At 68.6% G+C, this 17,314-nt stretch carries 19 protein-coding genes; 9 read left to right on the top strand and 10 right to left on the bottom strand.

The window, feature by feature from the left end; translation table 11 throughout:
- Window positions 1–74: 74 nt before the first annotated feature.
- From pdxA to BZF57_RS07195, 3 genes are all read right to left on the bottom strand, one after another.
- Entirely contained in the window at window positions 75–1,097 is a 1,023-nt protein-coding gene (gene pdxA / locus BZF57_RS07205) for a 4-hydroxythreonine-4-phosphate dehydrogenase PdxA (protein ID WP_086736263.1), read from the bottom strand.
- Entirely contained in the window at window positions 1,094–2,461 is a 1,368-nt protein-coding gene (locus BZF57_RS07200) for a peptidylprolyl isomerase (protein WP_086736261.1), read from the bottom strand. The genes pdxA and BZF57_RS07200 overlap by 4 nt, the downstream gene beginning before the upstream one ends.
- Before the next feature lie 217 nt (window positions 2,462–2,678).
- The gene (locus BZF57_RS07195) at window positions 2,679–4,955 is read right to left on the bottom strand and encodes an LPS-assembly protein LptD (RefSeq protein WP_086736259.1); all 2,277 of its coding nucleotides are present in this window, start codon (window positions 4,953–4,955) and stop codon (window positions 2,679–2,681) included.
- A gap of 136 nt (window positions 4,956–5,091) precedes the next feature.
- Here BZF57_RS07195 and BZF57_RS07190 point away from each other — a divergent pair, with 136 nt between their 5' ends.
- From BZF57_RS07190 to BZF57_RS07175, 4 genes are all read left to right on the top strand, one after another.
- A complete protein-coding gene (locus tag BZF57_RS07190; protein ID WP_086736257.1) occupies window positions 5,092–6,552 on the top strand; it encodes a leucyl aminopeptidase in 1,461 nt (486 codons plus the stop codon).
- Window positions 6,553–6,564: 12 nt separating this feature from the next.
- Window positions 6,565–6,714, top strand: coding sequence for a DUF2256 domain-containing protein (locus BZF57_RS07185; RefSeq protein ID WP_086736255.1), 150 nt, complete (start codon window positions 6,565–6,567; stop codon window positions 6,712–6,714).
- 49 nt (window positions 6,715–6,763) lie between these two features.
- Window positions 6,764–7,207 carry a DNA polymerase III subunit chi gene (locus BZF57_RS07180; RefSeq protein WP_086736253.1) on the top strand — a complete coding sequence of 148 codons (444 nt, stop codon included), beginning with the start codon at window positions 6,764–6,766 and terminating at the stop codon, window positions 7,205–7,207.
- Window positions 7,208–7,278: 71 nt separating this feature from the next.
- On the top strand, window positions 7,279–7,773 hold the full coding sequence (locus BZF57_RS07175) for a hypothetical protein (protein ID WP_143738403.1): 495 nt from the start codon (window positions 7,279–7,281) through the stop codon (window positions 7,771–7,773).
- A gap of 3 nt (window positions 7,774–7,776) precedes the next feature.
- Here BZF57_RS07175 and BZF57_RS07170 read toward each other — a convergent pair whose 3' ends face one another.
- A complete protein-coding gene (locus BZF57_RS07170; protein ID WP_162290958.1) occupies window positions 7,777–8,415 on the bottom strand; it encodes a dioxygenase family protein in 639 nt (212 codons plus the stop codon).
- Between the two features lie 167 nt (window positions 8,416–8,582).
- On the opposite strand from BZF57_RS07170, the gene ndk reads away from it, so the two are divergent.
- The gene (gene ndk, locus BZF57_RS07165) at window positions 8,583–9,005 is read left to right on the top strand and encodes a nucleoside-diphosphate kinase (protein ID WP_086736247.1); all 423 of its coding nucleotides are present in this window, start codon (window positions 8,583–8,585) and stop codon (window positions 9,003–9,005) included.
- A gap of 54 nt (window positions 9,006–9,059) precedes the next feature.
- On the opposite strand, the gene BZF57_RS07160 is transcribed toward ndk, so the two are convergent.
- From BZF57_RS07160 to purM, 4 genes are all read right to left on the bottom strand, one after another.
- The gene (locus BZF57_RS07160) at window positions 9,060–10,268 is read right to left on the bottom strand and encodes a sulfotransferase family protein (RefSeq protein WP_086736245.1); all 1,209 of its coding nucleotides are present in this window, start codon (window positions 10,266–10,268) and stop codon (window positions 9,060–9,062) included.
- Window positions 10,268–10,528 (bottom strand): hypothetical protein, encoded by a 261-nt coding sequence (locus BZF57_RS07155; RefSeq protein ID WP_086736243.1) that lies wholly within the window; start codon window positions 10,526–10,528, stop codon window positions 10,268–10,270. Before BZF57_RS07155 ends, BZF57_RS07160 begins: the two co-directional genes overlap by 1 nt.
- A gap of 32 nt (window positions 10,529–10,560) precedes the next feature.
- Window positions 10,561–11,478, bottom strand: coding sequence for a phosphoribosylglycinamide formyltransferase (purN, locus tag BZF57_RS07150; protein ID WP_086737057.1), 918 nt, complete (start codon window positions 11,476–11,478; stop codon window positions 10,561–10,563).
- A gap of 150 nt (window positions 11,479–11,628) precedes the next feature.
- Complete coding sequence (gene purM / locus BZF57_RS07145) at window positions 11,629–12,747, bottom strand: phosphoribosylformylglycinamidine cyclo-ligase (RefSeq protein WP_086737055.1); 1,119 nt, start codon at window positions 12,745–12,747, stop codon at window positions 11,629–11,631.
- A gap of 68 nt (window positions 12,748–12,815) precedes the next feature.
- Here purM and BZF57_RS07140 point away from each other — a divergent pair, with 68 nt between their 5' ends.
- Genes BZF57_RS07140 through BZF57_RS07125 form a run of 4 tightly spaced genes read left to right on the top strand, consistent with a single transcriptional unit; the run spans window position 12,816 to window position 15,979 of the window.
- A complete protein-coding gene (locus BZF57_RS07140) occupies window positions 12,816–14,105 on the top strand; it encodes a hypothetical protein (protein ID WP_086736241.1) in 1,290 nt (429 codons plus the stop codon).
- 13 nt (window positions 14,106–14,118) lie between these two features.
- Window positions 14,119–14,772 carry a P-loop NTPase family protein gene (locus BZF57_RS07135; RefSeq protein WP_086736239.1) on the top strand — a complete coding sequence of 218 codons (654 nt, stop codon included), beginning with the start codon at window positions 14,119–14,121 and terminating at the stop codon, window positions 14,770–14,772.
- Between the two features lie 56 nt (window positions 14,773–14,828).
- A complete protein-coding gene (gene epsC, locus BZF57_RS07130) occupies window positions 14,829–15,605 on the top strand; it encodes a serine O-acetyltransferase EpsC (RefSeq protein ID WP_240505884.1) in 777 nt (258 codons plus the stop codon).
- Window positions 15,606–15,613: 8 nt separating this feature from the next.
- A complete protein-coding gene (locus tag BZF57_RS07125; RefSeq protein WP_169712936.1) occupies window positions 15,614–15,979 on the top strand; it encodes a DUF2794 domain-containing protein in 366 nt (121 codons plus the stop codon).
- Window positions 15,980–15,994: 15 nt separating this feature from the next.
- Here BZF57_RS07125 and BZF57_RS07120 read toward each other — a convergent pair whose 3' ends face one another.
- Both BZF57_RS07120 and BZF57_RS07115 read right to left on the bottom strand, forming a co-directional pair.
- Entirely contained in the window at window positions 15,995–16,387 is a 393-nt protein-coding gene (locus BZF57_RS07120) for a hypothetical protein (RefSeq protein ID WP_086736235.1), read from the bottom strand.
- A 179-nt stretch (window positions 16,388–16,566) separates the two neighbouring features.
- The gene (locus BZF57_RS07115) at window positions 16,567–17,217 is read right to left on the bottom strand and encodes a DUF4328 domain-containing protein (protein ID WP_240505883.1); all 651 of its coding nucleotides are present in this window, start codon (window positions 17,215–17,217) and stop codon (window positions 16,567–16,569) included.
- Window positions 17,218–17,314 lie beyond the last annotated feature (97 nt).

Here is a 17,314-nt window from a genome sequence, read left to right as displayed (position 1 = left end):
CTGCGACTAGGCGGCAAAGCCGCCAAGTCTCGCTCCCCTCCCGCTTGCGGGAGGGGTCGGGGGTGGGCACGCGATCAGGCACGGGCCGCCGCCCGGGCCGCAGCCATCTCGCTCGCCATGACGATCGCCGCGGCCATTGCGCCCGGGTCGGCGAGGCCCTTGCCCGCGATGTCGAAGGCCGTGCCGTGGTCGGGCGAGGTGCGGATGATGGGAAGGCCGAGCGTGACGTTGACGCCCTCGTCGAACTCGAGGGCCTTCAAGGGGATCAGCGCCTGGTCGTGATACATGCACAGCGCCGCGTCATAGCCCGGGCGCGCGCGCGGCGTGAACAGCGCGTCGCCGGGGACGGGGCCGGTGACGGCGATCCCCTCGGCCGCGAGGGCGGCGATGGCCGGCGCGATGATGCGCGCTTCCTCGTCCCCGAACTGCCCGCCTTCGCCCGCGTGGGGGTTCAGCGCGGCGATGGCGAGGCGGGGCTCGGAGATGCCGAAATCGCGGGTGAGGCCAGCGGCGACGATGCGCGCCTTGTGGACGATCAGCTCGGCCGAGAGCAGCTGCGGCACCTCGGCCAGCGCGACGTGGACGGTGAGCGGGACGGTGCGCAGAGACGGCCCGGCCAGCATCATCACCGCATCGCGATAGGGCCGCGCGCAGGCATCGGCGAGGAATTCGGTCTGGCCGGGATAGTCCCACCCGATGGCAGCGAGCGCGCCCTTGGACACGGGTGCGGTGACCACCGCGCTCGCCACGCCCCCAAGCGCGCACTTGGCGGCAAGCTGGAGCGAGGTGAGGGCAAGGCGCGCGCCTTCGGGCGAGGGGCTGGCAGGGTGCCACGGCCCGTCGAGCAGCGCCAGCACCGGCAGCCCGATGGCGCTGGCAAACAGCGCCTCGGACGGGTCGGCGATGGGGACGATCGGGCAATCGATCTGCAACGCCTCGGCGGCGCGGCGCAGCAACTCGGGCCCGCCGACCACGAAAGCGGGCGGCGGAGTGCGGCGCTGCGCCCGCAGCCGCGTCCATGCGCCGAGGATCACCTCGGGGCCGATCCCCGCCGGATCACCCAGCGTGATGGCGAGAGGCGCGGGCGCGGCCGTCAATTGTATTCGATATAGGCGTCGTTGCGCAGGTCGCGCAGCAGGCGCTGGGCGCGCTTCTGGACGCGTTCCTGCTCGATCTGGTCCATCACCGCCGCAAAGGTCGGAGCGCCCGCATCCTTGGGATCGTCACGCCCGCACAGCATCAGCACGCGCACGCCTTCCTGTATGCCGCCGAAGGGCGGGGTCGTCTGGCCGATCTGGAGGCCGAGGATGATGTTGCGCAGCTGTTCGGGCAGGTTGGCGGCCTTGATCTGGTCGTTCGAGACGACCTCGGCACCGATCGCCTTGGCCCCCGTCTCGACATCGCCGCAGCCCTTGAGCCCGTCGATGAAGGCGCCGAACTGGTTGACCTTGGCTTCGGCCTCGGCCTGGGTCACGCCCTGGGGGAAGCTGATCGAGATCTGCTTGAGGCTGAGCACCGCCTCGTTGGGATCGGCCATCAGCACCTGGCGCTTGTTGATGAGGTAGATGATCGAGAAGCCGCCCGGGATCTCGATCGGGCCCTGGAGCTGGCCGGCCTGCATCGTGCGCACCGCGGCCGCGAGCTGCGGCGGGAGCTGGCCGAGCCGCAGCCAGCCGAGGTCACCGCCGACCACCGCGCTGCTCGCTTCGGAATATTGCCGCGCATAGCCCACGAAGCTGCCGCCCTGCTGGAGCTGCTGCATGATTGCCTGCGCGTTGGCGAGCACCGTGGCGCGGTTTTCGGTGGTGGCCGAGAGGTAGATCTCGCCCACGCGGTATTCGTCGGCGCCCTTGGCCTCGTTCATGCGCTTGAGGAACTCGTTCACCTCTTCGGCCGACACGTTGACGAAGGGGATGATGTTGCGGCGCTGGATGTTCTCCCACGCCACTTCGCCTTCGATCTGGCGCTTGAGCGAGGCGGCCGAGGAGCCGATCGAGGTGAGGTAGGCGTCCATCTTCTTGGGATCGCCGCCGAAGTTCTGCGCGGCGAGCTGCTGGTAGGTCTGCTCGATTTCCTCGCGCTTGGGGCCGATCTCGTCGGCTTCGGCCTTCTGGATCTTGAGCGTCTCGTCGATCAGGTTGCGCAGCACCTGCACCCGCAGGCGGAGCATTTCATCCTCGGGAATGGGCGCGTCCGAGGCCGCCGTCACCAGCGCCACGCGCTGGTCGATATCGGTGCCGGTGATGACGAAGCCGTTGACGATCGCGGTCGCGGTGCGCTTGTCCGGATCGGCCTTGGCGAAAAGGTTGATGTCGGACGGCAGGCCGAAGGGGTTATCGGCGGTCGGCACGGCGACGGTCTGGGCGCCCGCCGTCATGGGCGCGAGCGCCAGACCGACGATGCCGGCCACCGTCAGCACGGTTCCGGTCCTGGCAAAGAGCGCCTTGGTAAACAGCTTCACACTCACTCGTTATGTCCCGCCTTCTGGCCTAGTCGTCCGCGCTGGTTCGCGCGGGGTCAGCTTGCCGATGCGTCGCACCGGCTGAATGGAAGCTGAGTCCCCTCCGATCCCGCGGGGGCGCTCCGCTTCGTTATGGCGTGCCCTTTAACGCCATTTGCGCGTCCTGCCAATTCTTGCAGACGCGAGATCGGGGGGCATCGGCGCAGCGGGCCGGAGGTTACCGGAAGCCGAGGTTCCGCAGGGCAAAGAACAGCTGGAACGCATTGCCGCGCCGCGCGTCGCCCGCGTCGATGAAATCGCGCCGCCAGGTCGCGCCGAACTCGATGCAGTCGTCGGCATAGGCCACGCCGAGGCGCGTGCGGATCGGCTGGAAGCCGTCGGGCTGGAACACCGGGTCTTCCTGCTCGTCGGTGAGGTTGAATACGCCCGAGCCGAACACCGACCACTTGCGCCCGATTGCCACACGCGCGGCGGCACGCACTTCCTCGCGGTCGCGCAAGTCCTCGACCGTGGCGATGTCGCGGTTCAGACGCAGGTAGCCGACCTCGACATAGGTGCGCCGCGAGCCGACGGTCGCGTCGATCTCGTTGCGGCGGATGGCGAAGTTGTCCTTGTCGAGCCGGAAGCGATGGGTGAACTGGACGAGATTGCGGAAGCGCACCTCGGTGCGGCCGACGAAATCGGTGACCTTTTCGGACAGGCCCGTGCCTTCGGGGAACAGGCCGGGGCGGGGTGCCTCCAGCCGGAAGGACTGGCCGATGGTCGACTTGATGCGCCAGCCGGGGCGCTGCAATTCCCAGTCGACCCCCCAGGTCACGCGGCTGCCGTCTTCGACGCGGTCGTAGCCGGGGAAGCGGTTGAGGGCGAAGAGGTTCGAATCCTCGAGATCGATCGCGCGCGCGTCCTCGTTGGGGACGGCGAGGTTGCGGATCTTGGGGGAGGCGACGAATTGCAGGCGCGGCTTGAAGATCTGCGTGCCGCCGAAAGCCTTGCCGACGAAGGGCCATTCGATGTCAAGCGCGGCGGTGGCGATGCCGCGCGTGGTCCAGCCCTCGGTCCCGCGATAGGCCAGCGTGGTGGTCGCGAGGCTGTTGTTGGTGTTGTAGATGTCCCCGCGCACGAGGCCGGTCAGCGTCACCACCTGCCCCATGCCGGTGACGCGCTTCAGATCCCACTGCGCGCCGGCGAAGGCCCGCTGCGTGTCCTGCCCGTCGTTGCGCAGCAGGGCGAGGCTGTTCGCCTGCACCATCAGCGTGCCCCCGAGGATTTGTTCGCCGATGCGCTGGCGATAGTCGATCGCTGGCAGCGCGAGCGGCACCTGTCCCTGATCGGCGTTGAGGCGCAGCGTTTGCGTCGCCCAGCCGGCGATCGAGAAATAGGACCGGTCGGTCACGCGCTCGAGATTGATGGTCGAGCGCAGGCGGTCATCGCGGCTGATATCGTAGCGCCTGAGGAAGGTGCGGTCGCTGGCGAGGCGGACCGATCCGGTCAGGCTCCAGTCGGGCGAGAACTGGAAGCGGCCGTTGGCATCGAGATAGCCGCGCGGGTCGTTGCGCAAGGATTGCCCGCCGGTGAAGTCGGTCGCGCGGTCGGAGAAGGTGGCGTAGCCGCTGACCTGATAGGCGCCCTTCTCGGTCAGGTGCCGCCACTTGGCGCTCGCCATCGGGGCGACGTTGGAGAAGACATAGGTGCCCAGCGTCAGATCGGCATTGTCGGCGACGCGCCAGTAATACTCGCCGCTCAGTTCCAGCCCGTTGACCTGCGTCAGGCGGACATCGGGGACGAGAAAGCCGCTCTCGGCCTTGCCGTCGGTGCGGATCGCGAGGCCGGGCAGCGGCAGGATGCGCGCGCCGAACAGTTCGAGCATCGCGCCTTCGAAACGGACGCGCGATTCCTTCTGGTCGTAGATCACGCGGCGCGCGGTGACGCGCCAGCTCGGGTCCTGTCCGCAGCCCTCGGCATCGGTGACGGGGCAGGCGGAATAGGCCGCATCGGTCAGCACCGCATTGCCATCGGCGCTGCGCATCGCCGAGCGCGCCGCGAGCCGCCCGCCGGCGCGCATCGCGATCAGCAGCTCGCTCATCGCGCCGGTGTCGAATTCCTCGGTAAGCTCGATCTGGTCGGTGAAGAGCTGGTTGCCTGCCTCGTCCACCAGCCGGATGTTGCCGGTGGCGATGATCTTGCCGGTCTTGCGGTCCCAGCTGACCTCGTCGGCGCGCACCGAGCGGTCTTCGGAGCGCAGGATCACGTTGCCGCGCGCGGTGACGACATCGGTCTGGTTGTTGTAGCCGAGCTCGGTCGCCTCGAAGTCGATCTTGCGGGCGGCCTCGCTGGTCGCGACCGGAACCGGGCTAGCCTGCTCCTGCGCGGCAAGCGGGGCGGCGGCGGCGAAGAGGGCAAGCGCGAGGGCGACATGCGACGCCGCCCCCCGCGCCGGGAAGCGCTGGGCAGGGCGCGTGGGCTCACGCGGTGCGTCTGGCAGGCCTCCCGACATGGCCTTGCCTATTGCACCGCTCGCGCCTAATCGCAATCGCCATTGCGCCCCTGCCGGCTGTGGTTCGTCGCGGCGGTGCAGCGCCCTGCCAGCGCCGCCTTTCCTCCCGCGGCGCTTCGTGTTGTTCGGAGTTTCCATGCAGATCCATCTCACCGCCGCCGCCCCCGCCGATATTCGCCTCCACGCGCGGATCGTGAACCAGGGGCAGGCGCTCTCCGGTCTCGATGCCGCGCTGGTCGAAGGCGCGGCCGCCTCGCGTTTCTCGGGCCGGGCGGGGCAGCTGTTCGAGGGCTTCGCCAGCGTCGATGGCGGGGTGAAGCGGATCGCGCTCGCCGGTGCGGGCGAGGCCGACGCCGCCGACCGCCGCGCCAATTGCGAGCGCGCGGGCGCGGCGATCACCGCCAAGTACCTCGTCTCGGGCGAGACCGCGCTGGTGCTCGATCTGGCGGACGCGGGCCTTTCGGCTGACGATGCCGCCGCGGTGCTGCTCGGCCTGCGCCTGCGCGGCTGGCGGCACGACACCTATCGCACGCGGCTTTCGGCCGACAAGCGCCCCTCGCTGACCACGGTCCACGTCACCGGCGCGCCCGAGGGCACCGCCGCCGCGTGGGAGCGTGAGGCGGCGATCGCCAAGGGCGTCGAATTCACCCGCGGCCTCGTGACCGAGCCCGCCAACATCATCTACCCCGCCACTTTCGTCGAAGCCTGCGAAAAGGCCTTCGCGGGCACCGGCGCGGAAATCACCGTGCTGGGCGAAGAGGAAATGGCACAGCTGGGCATGGGCGCGCTGGTCGGCGTGGGCCTCGGTTCGGAGCGCGAATCGAAGCTCCTCGCGATCCGCTGGAACGGCGGCGCGCCGGGCGAGAAGCCGACCGTCTTCGTCGGCAAGGGCGTGACCTTCGACACCGGCGGGATCTCGCTGAAGCCCGGGCCGGGCATGGAAGACATGAAGTGGGACATGGGCGGCGCGGGTGCTGTCGCGGGCGCGATGCTCGCTCTGGTGAGCCGCAAGGCCAAGGGCAACATCATCGGCGTGATGGGCCTCGTCGAGAACATGCCCGACGGCAAGGCGCAGCGTCCCGGCGACATCGTCACCACCATGAGCGGCCAGACGGTCGAGGTGCTGAACACCGACGCGGAAGGCCGCCTGGTGCTGTGCGACGCGCTCCACTGGGCGCAGGAGCAATATGCCCCCGCGCGCATCGTCGACCTCGCCACGCTGACCGGCGCGATGATCATCAGCCTCGGCAACGAATATGGCGGGATGTTCGCCAATGACGACACGCTCGCCGCCCAGCTGACCGCCGCGGGCCAGACCAGCGGCGACAAGCTGTGGCGCATGCCGCTCGGCCCCAATTACGACAAGCTGATCGATTCGCCCGTCGCCGACATGAAGAACATCGGCCCGCGCGAGGGCGGCTCGATCACCGCGGCGCAGTTCCTCCAGCGCTTCGTCAAGGACGGCACCCCCTGGGCGCACCTCGACATCGCGGGGATGGTCTGGTCGAACAAGCCCGGCCACACCTGGGAAAAGGGCGCGACCGGCTACGGCGTGCGCCTGCTCGACCAGTTCGTGCGGGATGTGGTCGAGGGTTAACGCGAGCGCCTCATGCCGAAAATGAGGCGTAAGTCGGATCTGCCGACCAAAACCTGCCTGACTTGCGGGCTGCCCTTCACATGGCGCAAGAAGTGGGAGCGGGATTGGGACAATGTGAAGTATTGTTCCGACCGCTGCCGCAGGGGGAAGAACGCGTCATGAACTCGGCTATCGCTCATCCCATCCTCAAGTAGCGAAGCGGTAGGATGGGATGACAACAAAACTCGATTTCTGGCAGGTCACCGACGATCCGGTCGAGAAGGTCGTGACCCTGATCGCCAAGCGCGCGGTCGGGCAGGGGGAGCGGGTGCTGGTGGTCTCGGCCGATGCCGAACAGCGCGCGAGCATCTCCCGCGCGCTGTGGCAGGCGGGGCCTTCCGAGAGCTTTCTGGCGAATGGCGAGGCCGATAGCCCCGGTGCGGACCGCCAGCCGATCCTGCTTTCCGCCGAGCCTGCCGCCGCCAATGGCGCGAGCCACCTGATCCTTGCCGACGGCACCTTCCGCGACGTCCCCGGCTTTGCCCGCGTGTTCCTGCTCTTCCCCCCTGACCTCGCCCCCGCCGCCCGCACGGCATGGCGCGCGCAGGACGGGCGCGAGGGGGTGGAGCGCGCCTATTTCGCGCAGGAAGAGGGCCGCTGGGTCAAGAAGGGCTGAACCTTCAGGCCCTTGCCCGAATCTGCCCGATGCGAGATGCTCAGCCTTGGTGGCGGGGCGGGGCACACTCCATGCACGACAGGGCTTTGCGGATGGCACTTGCGGCGGCGCTGGCTGCGAGCCTTGCCGCCTGTGACGACGCCGGCGACGCGGCGCAGCCGACCGCCGAGCACACGGTCGATCCCGCCACCGGCGAGACCCGCATGACGATCCACGGCAAGGATGGCCCGGCGACCTTGCACGCAGGGCCCGCCGTTCCGGTCAGCTTGCCGCCGGGCTTCACGCTGCCGCCGGGGGCGCGGGTCACGAGCAATGCGCTCGCCGCGCGGCCGGGCGGGCAGGGCGTACTCCTCTCATTCGAGACGGATGCCCCCGCGCCCGAGGTGATCGCCCACACCCGGCGCGAGGCCGAGGCGGCAGGGTTCCGGATCGAGATCGACCTCGACACCGCCGAAGCGCGCACCATCGCGGGCGTCCGCGCGAAGGACAGGGCGACTGTCTCGCTCACCGTCACGCAAGGCACCCCCGCGACCGCGCAGCTCGCGCTCAGCGCAGGCGGCGGCTAGAGCTTAGCTGTCGCCCAGCACGATGTCCCAGCGGTAGCGGTCAGCCTCCTGCTGCTGCGCCATAGCGGTCACTGCATCCTCGCCGAGTTCGTTGTAGAGCGCGTCCTTGGAATTGGTCGCGTAGTCCTCGGTGAAATACATCTGGGTGATGAGCCGCGCCTGCCGGCCCTTGATGTCGAAGTGGATGTGCGGGGTGCGCCAGCCGATCGGGCTGTCATAGCCCGAGGGCTTGATCGTGCGCACGCGCCACTCGCCGCTCGCGCCGGTCATCAGCCGCGCAAAGCCTTGGAAATTGGGATCGAGCGGGGCAGTCGCCACATCGCCCGGGTGGGCATAGCGGCCCGCGGCATTGCACTGCCACAGTTCGAGCTCGGCCCCGCTGACGGGATTGCCCTTGCGGTCGAGCACGCGGCCCGTCACCTCGATCACGCGGCCGAGCGCGCGGCCGGTCTGACCCCTGATCTGGGTCATGTCGAAATCGTCGTCGCCCGGCCGGATGATCGGATAGAACGGCCCCAGCGGGCCACCTGCTGTCCGCGCCGGTGCCGCCGCACGCGCGATGCTGCCACCGGCGACGAGGCCGACCGCCGTCAACGCGGCACCGGCGAAAAGACGGCGCGAAAGTCTGTGATCGTGGTCCATGATGTCTCCCCCCTCATGCGTCCCCACAGGCGACATACCACGCGGACGGCGGGAGGGGAACCGGGGCGGAGGCAGCCCCGCGCGCAGGTCTTGCCATTCTGCACCGCACCATCTAGGGGCCGCGGCCAAATCCCTCTCCCATAAAAAGACGTTCACAGGAGCATACCATGGCGGTCACCCGCACCTTCTCGATCATCAAGCCCGACGCCACCCGCCGCAACCTCACCGGTGCGGTCACCAAGATGCTGGAAGAGGCTGGCCTGCGCGTCGTCGCTTCCAAGCGCATCCACATGACCCGCGAGCAGGCCGAAGGCTTCTACGCGGTCCACAAGGAGCGCCCCTTCTTCGGTGAGCTCGTCGAATTCATGATGAGCGAGCCAGTGGTGGTGCAGGTGCTCGAAGGCGAAGATGCCGTCGCCCGCAACCGCGAAGTGATGGGCGCGACCAACCCGGCCGACGCTGCCCCCGGCACGATCCGCAAGGAACTCGCGCTCTCGATCGGCGAGAACACCGTCCACGGTTCGGACTCGGAAGAAAACGCCGCGATCGAAATCGCGTACTTCTTCAAGGACGAAGAGATCGTCGGCTGAGGCCTTCCGGTCTGACGAGATTGAAAGGGCCGTCCCGATGGGGCGGCCCTTTTGCTATCCGGTCGCCGAAAACCGCGCCAACTGCTCGGCATGCTGGCGGTGGTGGCCGTCCTCGCTCGCGGCCATGACCTTGTGCATCGCTGCGCGCGCTTCGGGGGTGAGGGGCAGGCCGAGGCCTTCATAGACCCCCGCGATCGCGCTCTCCCAGTTAGCGTTCAGCGCATCGAAGCAGGCGCGCGCCTGCGGGCCGTGCCAGCCCTCCAGCGCCGCAGCCATGCGCGCCTCGCGCAGGGCGATCTTGTGCCGCCAGCGCGCCTCGATCGCCTCGAGGCAGCAGGCGTCCGACTGCATCGCCATCTGGTTCGCCGCGAGGCTGATCGCGCTCTTGAGCACGGCCTCGTGCTCGCGCTCGGCCAGCACCAGACGGGCATCGGGGAACAGCGCGAGGAGCGTCGCCAGATCCTCTGCAAAGGCCGGGACCTTGAGCACGCGGGGGCGATCCGCCAGCCCGCGATGTGTCGCGTCGGTCTGCAGGATGCGCCGGAACTCGCGGTAGACCGGTAGGGGATCGCGCGCCTCGCTCCATGCCGAATAACTCGGGATATGCCACTGGCTCTCGTAGATCGAATGGTGGAGCGCGGCGGAAATCCACGCCAGCTCTTCCTCGACCGCGGCGGGCGCCATCGGGTGGATCGACTGCAGCCACGGGTTGAGCAGGCCGAGCATCGCCAGCTCCATCGCCGCCTTCACCCGGTTCATCCCGAAACGCGCAGGGACAGGGTGATAGGCGTCGCAATAGCGGGTGTGCGAGTGCGCCGGATCGGCGGCGAGCAGGGTGTGGATGCGGGTCGTGCCCGATCGCATATGCCCGATGACGATGATCGGCGCAGGCAGTGGGGTGTCGAGCAGTTCGGGCCGCTCGAGCCACAGCGCGCCGAGGGCGAGGCGGTTCTTCACCACCCGTGCGAGCTGCCCCCATGCCAGCGTGCGCCCGAGCGGGTTGAGCGCAGCCTCCCCCTCGACCGCGGCGAGCATCCGCGCCAGCCGCTCGCGGAAATCGGCGACGTCTTCCTCCGGGCGCCCGCCATGCTCGGCTGCCTCCGCGCGCGCGCCATAGGGCTTGGCGGCCAGCGCCCAGAGCTCGTCGGGACCAAGCTCGGGCGGAGGAAGCCAGCCGCGCTCCCACGCTTTGCCGAGGAAATCGTTGGCTTTCTCGGCAAGTGGCCCGCGGGCGAGCAGGTGATTGCGGGTGGGGGGCGGCATCAGAATTCGATCCCTCGCGATCGGAGCCATCCGCTCAGTCCTTGCGCGGACAGAACGAAGGCCAGCACGGCGAAGCACCAGGGGATCGGTGCGAGAAATCCTTCGCGGATGATCGTGGACCGGTTTTCGATCTTGTGCCGGATTGCAGCTTCGCATTCGCGCGTGCCGGGGTCAGGGCCGTGTCCCTCGCTGTCGGCGCAATCTATCGGTGCGGAATAGGTCTGCCATCCTGACAGCGCAGACAAGCCGAGTGTCAGCATCAGGACAACGGCCAAGGTTAGGAAGGCCCTCTTCAAAACTCGTCCGCCACGTCCATCAGCCGCGTCAGCCGCTTGGGCGCCGCGCCGCGCCAGCTGCGCTCCAGCCATGCGGCGACCGCGTCCCAGTCCACGCCCGGGCGATTGAGGATGATCCCGACCCACCCGCTCGCGCCGTAATAGGCGGGCTTGAAATAGACCTCGGGCTGATCTTCGACCAGCGCGAGGAGCTCGTCCATCGATCCGGTGCGGACCAGGAGCGCGATGTGCGGGGTGCCGTGGTGCTGGTCGGCGAAATAGGCGAAATATTTGCCGGTCTTGTCGCCGCCCACGCGGAAGCCGGGGCTGCCGTGGCTCTCGCGTTCGTCGGTTTCGGGCAGCGCGAGGGCGAGCGCGCGCACGCGAGCCAGCAACGCGGCGGGATCGCGCCAGCGGCTGACATAATCGGCCACGGCGCGCGGGTAGAGCTGGTGCTCTGCGAGTTTTACCCGCGCGGCGAGGGTTTCTGGCGTTTCGCCGGTGGCGATGGCCACCGCGAGCTGGCCGAGGATCGGCCCTTCGTCGAGTGCTGCGGTCACTACATGGACGGTGCAGCCGGCGTGGCTGTCACCGGCCTCGATTGCGCGGCTGTGCGTATCGAGCCCCGGGTATTTGGGTAGCAGCGACGGGTGGATGTTGAGTATGCGGCCTTCCCATCGCGCAACAAATTCCTCCGGCAGAATCCGCATGAAGCCTGCCAGCACGATATAATCCGCGCCGCTTTGATCGATCACCAATTCCAGCGCCGCGAAGAACTGGCTTTTGTCTTTCGGTGTGGGTCTGGGAATACGAACCACCGGGACGCCTTCGGCCTCGGCCAGATCGAGTCCTGTCGCATTGGGCCTGTCGCCCGTGACCAATACCACCTCAAAGGGGCACTCCGGCATGCGGCTGGCATAGACCAGCGCCGCCATATTGGTGCCCGCGCCGGAGATGAGGACGGCGATTTTGGCCTTCACTTCTCCCCTCCCGCTTGCGGGAGGGGTTGGGGGTGGGAATGCGGGGGGGACGATGACTTGCCCACCCCTAACCCCTCCCGCAAGCGGGAGGGGGACTTGCGGGCATCACCCCGCATGCGTCGCGCTCCAGTCGCTCTTGGCGGACCACGTTTCCACCGAGCCGCGCACGGTGCAGCCCTTCTCGCCGCTCTCGATCCGGCCGACGGTGACGACCGTCTCGCCCGCCTCTTCGAGCTTCTCGGTGACCTCGGCGACATTGGCTTCGCTGACGGCGAGCACCATGCCGACCCCGCAGTTGAAGGTGCGGGCCATTTCCTCGGGCTCGATGTTCCCCTGCGCCTGCAGGAAGGCCATCAGGCGCGGCTGGGGCCACAGGTCGGCATCGACATGGGCGTGCGCGCCGTCCGGCAGGATGCGCGGGATATTCTCGAGCAACCCGCCGCCGGTGATATGGGCGAGGGCATTCAGCAACCCCGCGCGGATCAGCGGCAGGAGGCTTGCGACATAGATGCGGGTCGGCGCGATCAGGGCGTCGATCAGCAGTTGCTCCTGATCGAACAGGGCAGGGCGATTGAGCTTCCAGCCCTTGTCCGCCGCGAGCCTGCGCACCAGCGAATAGCCGTTGGAATGGACGCCGCTCGAAGCCAGCCCCAGCAGCACGTCGCCCGGCGCAACCTTTTCGCCCGTCAGCTGCTCGCCGCGCTCCACCGCGCCGACGCAGAAGCCTGCGAGGTCGTAGTCGCCCGGCGCATACATCCCCGGCATTTCCGCCGTCTCGCCCCCGATCAGCGCGCAGCCGGCCTGCTTGCAGCCCTCGGCAATCCCCGCGATCACGCGCTCGGCGACCCCGTTCTCGAGCTTGCCCGTGGCGAAATAGTCGAGGAAGAACAGCGGCTCGGCGCCCTGCACGATGAGATCGTTGACGCACATGGCGACGAGATCGATGCCGACGGTGTCGTGCCGGTCGTGCTCGATCGCGAGCTTCAGCTTGGTGCCCACGCCATCATTGGCGGCGACCAGCAGGGGGTCCTTGTAGCCCGCCGCCTTGGGGTCGAAGAACCCGCCGAAGCCGCCCAACTCGCTGGTCGCACCGGGCCGCGCGGTCGCCTTGGCGAGCGGCGCGATGGCTTTGACCAGCGCATTGCCCGCAGCGATCGACACGCCCGCATCGGCATAGGTGTAGCCCGAGCCTTGCGGCTTGCTCTCGTTTGTCCCCGAAGTCATGCGCAGTCCCATAGCCTTTCGCGCTTGGAATTCCACCCGCCTTTGGGCAAAGGACTTGGGCTTTTCCCATGCGCGTATCGCTTTCCCTTCCCGGCACGTTCGCCACCCCCTCCCGAGCATCGCGGCGCTGGCTGGCCGGTGCGGCGGCGGCGCTGGCGCTGCTGGGGGGCGGCTATGCGCTGGTCGCGCAGGTTGCGGGCGAGCGCGGGATCGCGCCGACTGCCGCCAGCTCCGACATCGAGGTCAAGGGCATCAGCGTCGACGTGCAGGGCAAGAGCGCCGAGGACGCGCGCACCAACGGCTGGCGCGAGGCGCAGCGCAAGGCGTGGGAGAAGCTGAAAGGCCCCAAGCTTTCCGACAGCCAGCTCGACGGGCTGGTCTCGGCGATCGTGATCGAGAAGGAGCGGCTCGGGCCGCGGCGATACATCGCCACGCTCGGCGTGGTGTTCGACCGCCAGCGCGCGGGCGCCTATCTCGGCGGGGCGGCGCAGGCGACGCGCTCGGCACCCTTGCTGCTGATCCCCGTGGTCGAGAGCGGCGGGGCCTACATCACCTTCGAACAGCGCAACCCGTGGCAGCGCGCCTGGGCCGAGTTCAATCCGGGGGCGAGCCGGATCGATTACGTGCGCCTTTCGGGTGCGGGGGGCGATTCGCTGCTGGTCAATTTCGGCCAGACCGGTCGCCACAGCCGCGGCTGGTGGCGCTCGACCCTCGACCAGTATGGCGCGACCGACGTGCTGATGGCCTATGCGCGGCTCGACCACCAGTTCCCTGGCGGGCCGGTGAGCGGCACCTTCACCGCGCGTTACGGCCCCGACAGCCGCCCGCTCGATACCTTCACCCTCAAGGCCGACAACCCCGACGCCGTGCCCGAGATGCTGGCGCAGGCGGTGGAGCGGATGGACCAGATCTTCACCGGCGCGCTCGCCTCGGGCAAGCTCAAGCCCGACCCGAGCCTCAGGATCGGCGCGGGCGGGGCGATTGACCCGGCCATCGAGCGCCTGATCGAAATCGGCCGCGCCGCGCAGGCCCGTCGCGCAGCCGAGGCCGCCATCGCCGCCGGCGCGGTGCCGCGGATCGAGGCGCTGCCCGTCACCGGCGTCGAGCCGGGCGAGGCCGCGGTGCGCAACATCACCGTCCAGTTCGCCACCCCCGATGCGGCCTCTTACGACGCGGCGCTCGGCGCGGTGCGCGGCACGGGCGGCGTGCGGGGGCTCGGCGTCACCAGCACCGCGATCGGCGGCACATCGGTGATGAGCGTGAGCTTTGCCGGATCGCTCGACGAACTCGCCGCCGCTCTCGAAGCGCGCGGGTTCAACGTGCGGCGCGGAGCGAACGCGCTCGCCATCAGCCGCTGAGGGCGCGCAGCCGGTGAGCGAGCCGTCCCAGATCGCCCTGCCGCTATCCGCGCGCGCGCCCGCCGGGGCGGCGCAGCGGATCGTGGTGGGCGATGCCAATGCCGCGGTGATCGAGGCGCTCCAGGCCCCGGAGCGCTGGCCGTTCCATGTCGCCGTGCTGACCGGCCCGCCGCGCTCGGGCAAATCGCTGCTCGGCCGCTGGGCGCAGGGGCTCCACGGCGAGACGCTCGAAGTGATCGACGATGCCGAGACCCTCGACGAGACCGCGCTGTTCCACCGCTGGAACGCGGTGCAGCAGGGCGGTACACGGGAGGGCGGGGCGCTGCTGCTGATCGCCAACCGCGATGGCGAGCACGGGGGATGGCGCATCACGCTCCCCGACCTTGCCTCGCGCATCGGCGGATCGCTCCAGCTCGAAATCGCCGCGCCCGACGACCTCATGGCAGGCGAGCTGATCCTCGCCCATGCCGAGCGGCGCGGGCTCGCCCTGTCCGAGGGTGCGGCCGATTACTGCGTACCGCGCACCACCCGCAGCTTCGCCGCGATCGAGGCGCTGGTCGCCGCAATCGACCGCATATCCCTTGAACGCCAGACACCTGCCACCATGTCTGTGTGGCGCGCGGCGCTCGAGGCCCTCCACGGGCCCGAGCAGCAGCGCCTGCTCTGAAGGTCTGCGCACGCGCGATTGCATCGGCGGCGCATTGGTGGGAAAAGCGAGGGGCGATGTTCGAGCAACTGGTCAGCTATCTGGACTCCGTGCGCGCCCGCGACCCCGCGCCGCGTTCGCGCTGGGAGATCCTGCTCTACCCCGGCGTCTGGGCGCTGGGCTTCCACCGCATCGCGCACTGGCTGTTCGAGGCGCGGATGTATTTCCTCGCTCGGGTGGTGAACCACATCTCGCGCCTGCTGACCGCGATCGACATCCATCCGGGCGCGACCATCGGCAAGAACTTCTTCATCGACCACGGCTTCACCGTGATCGGCGAGACCGCGGAGATCGGCGACAATGTCACGATCTACCAATGCGTCACGCTCGGCGGGACCAATCCGGCCAACGGCAAGGGCGGCAAGCGCCACCCGACGCTTCAGGACAATGTCATCATCGGATCGGGCGCGCAGATCATCGGGCCGATCGTCGTGGGCGAGCGTGCGCGGGTGGGGGCCAATGCGGTCGTCACCGACGATGTGCCCGCGGGCGCGACCATGATCGGCCTCAAGGCCCGCTCGACCCTCGTGCCTGCCGACCAGTGGCTGCGCGAATTCATCCCCTATGGCACCCCTTGCGATGATCCGCCCTGCGACGAACAGGGCCGCTCGAACCGCGACTGCGTGGAGAAGCTCGAGGCCGAGATCGCGGCGATGCGCGAGGAAATGGCGCTGATGAAGGCGATGCTGGCAGAGCGTGAGGCGCCCGAACCGGCGGTCGATCCGCACACCCACCCGCTCGGCCCCAATGTCGAGCCGGCGGTGCGGCTGCGCAAGCGCGCGGCGAAGGACTGAGCGCCGGCATGGCCGTACCCCAAGCCCCGGGACTTCCCGGACAGGTGGTTCCCTTCCCTGCACGCGGTGCCGATCAGGTCGGCTTCGAACGCGCCGAACTGATGCGCATCCTCGATCTCTACGGCCGCATGGTCGCCGCCGGAGAATGGCGCGACTACGCAATGGACTTCACCCGTCAGGCCGCCACCTTCGCCGCCTTCCGCTGCGCCGCCGAACGCCCGCAGGCCCGCGTCGAGAAACGCCCCGCGCTGCGCGGCAAGCAGGGGATGTGGACGCTGTTCGGCGAGCACGGCCAGGTGCTGAAGCGCGGGCACGACCTCGCCAATGTCCTCGCCCCGATGGAGCGGCGGCTGCTCAAGGCGGTCGAGGAGTAGCGGGCGAAAGCCCCCTCAACGCCGCCGGTACAGAAATGCCGCGGTGACGATCGAGGGCATGATCAGCCCCTTGAGGTAGGACAGCGGATGGCGGCCGATGGTGAAGTCTGCCTGCACCATTCCGAAATGCGCCCAGTAATGGGTCGCGATCAGGCTGAGGATGCTCGCCCACATCGTCCACAGCGCCCAGCGCCTGCCAAGCGCTACCAGCGCGAGGCTGGCGATGATCCCCACCCGCAAGGCCGCCTGCACGCCGTTGTAGAGCGCGTCGTCCGTCAGGTGATGCCCGCGCGCATATTCGGCCAGCATCGTGATGTGGTAGAAGATGAAAAGGCCCGCCAGCGCGATGATGACGAGGCGCTGGAGCAGATGCGGCGGGTTCCCGGGCAGGGCAGCAGGGGTGTTCATGGGCCGCGTCTCCCGGCTGCTTGATCGGGTAAGTGCTACGCCTAGTGTATTGCTGTGTCAATACAGCAAGCAGCACTGCCCGGAGCCGTCACGCAAGCAGGGCTCCCCCGCATCGCTGCAAGGGAGCCCTCGTCCGGTACCGGCGCGCACTGTCAGCCCCGGAAGAGCTGCCGTTGCGGCTATTCGAAGATCTGCGCGGCCACGAAGCCGTTGGCCTGTGCGGCGGTGACTTCGCGGATGATCCGCATCAGCAACCAGGCCGAGCCGACCATCGCGACGCTCGATACAAGGCCGATCACCAGCGCCACCTGCACATTGGCGCCGTCGCCCATCAGGCTCACACGGGTGCTGATGTTGCCGGCCAGAACGCCGACGATCCAGAAGCCCCACCAGCCGCTGAGGGTGGCGGGCGGCGGCGCGCTGTAGCTGTCCCCGGTCTGGAAGCTCTCGCGCCACAGCTCCTTCATCGCCTGATAGGGCTTGAACAGGAAAGCGATGGGGATGAAATACCAGCCCACCGCCCAGCCTAGGGTGAACTCCAGACCGGGCAGCGCGGCCGCGTGAAGATTGGCGTGGGCGCGATAGATCCACATCGCCACCGCGATCACCGAACCGATATAGATCACGAAATTGACCAGCAGGATGACCGCATAGATCATGGCCAGCGGCTCTTCCGCGCCATAGGTCAGATCGATCACCCCGGCCAGCTCGAGCACTTCGCCCACCGCCGTGAGCGCGAAAATCGCCATCGTGGCATACATCGCGAACACCGCGATCTTCTCGCGCTGGCGCAGAACGCCAATGCCGGCAACAACACCTTCTTCCTGCATGATCGACCCCTGTTGACGGGGCCATGCACCATAGCGAAACCCCCGCGCAATTCTGCACGGGTGCGTCAGGTTTTCAAGTCATTTGAGGCGTCTGGCC

The organism is Erythrobacter colymbi (assembly GCF_002155685.1).
Lineage (GTDB): Bacteria > Pseudomonadota > Alphaproteobacteria > Sphingomonadales > Sphingomonadaceae > Erythrobacter > Erythrobacter colymbi.
The sequence above is the reverse complement of the archived record's forward strand: the minus strand, read 5'-3'. Positions and strand labels throughout refer to the sequence as shown.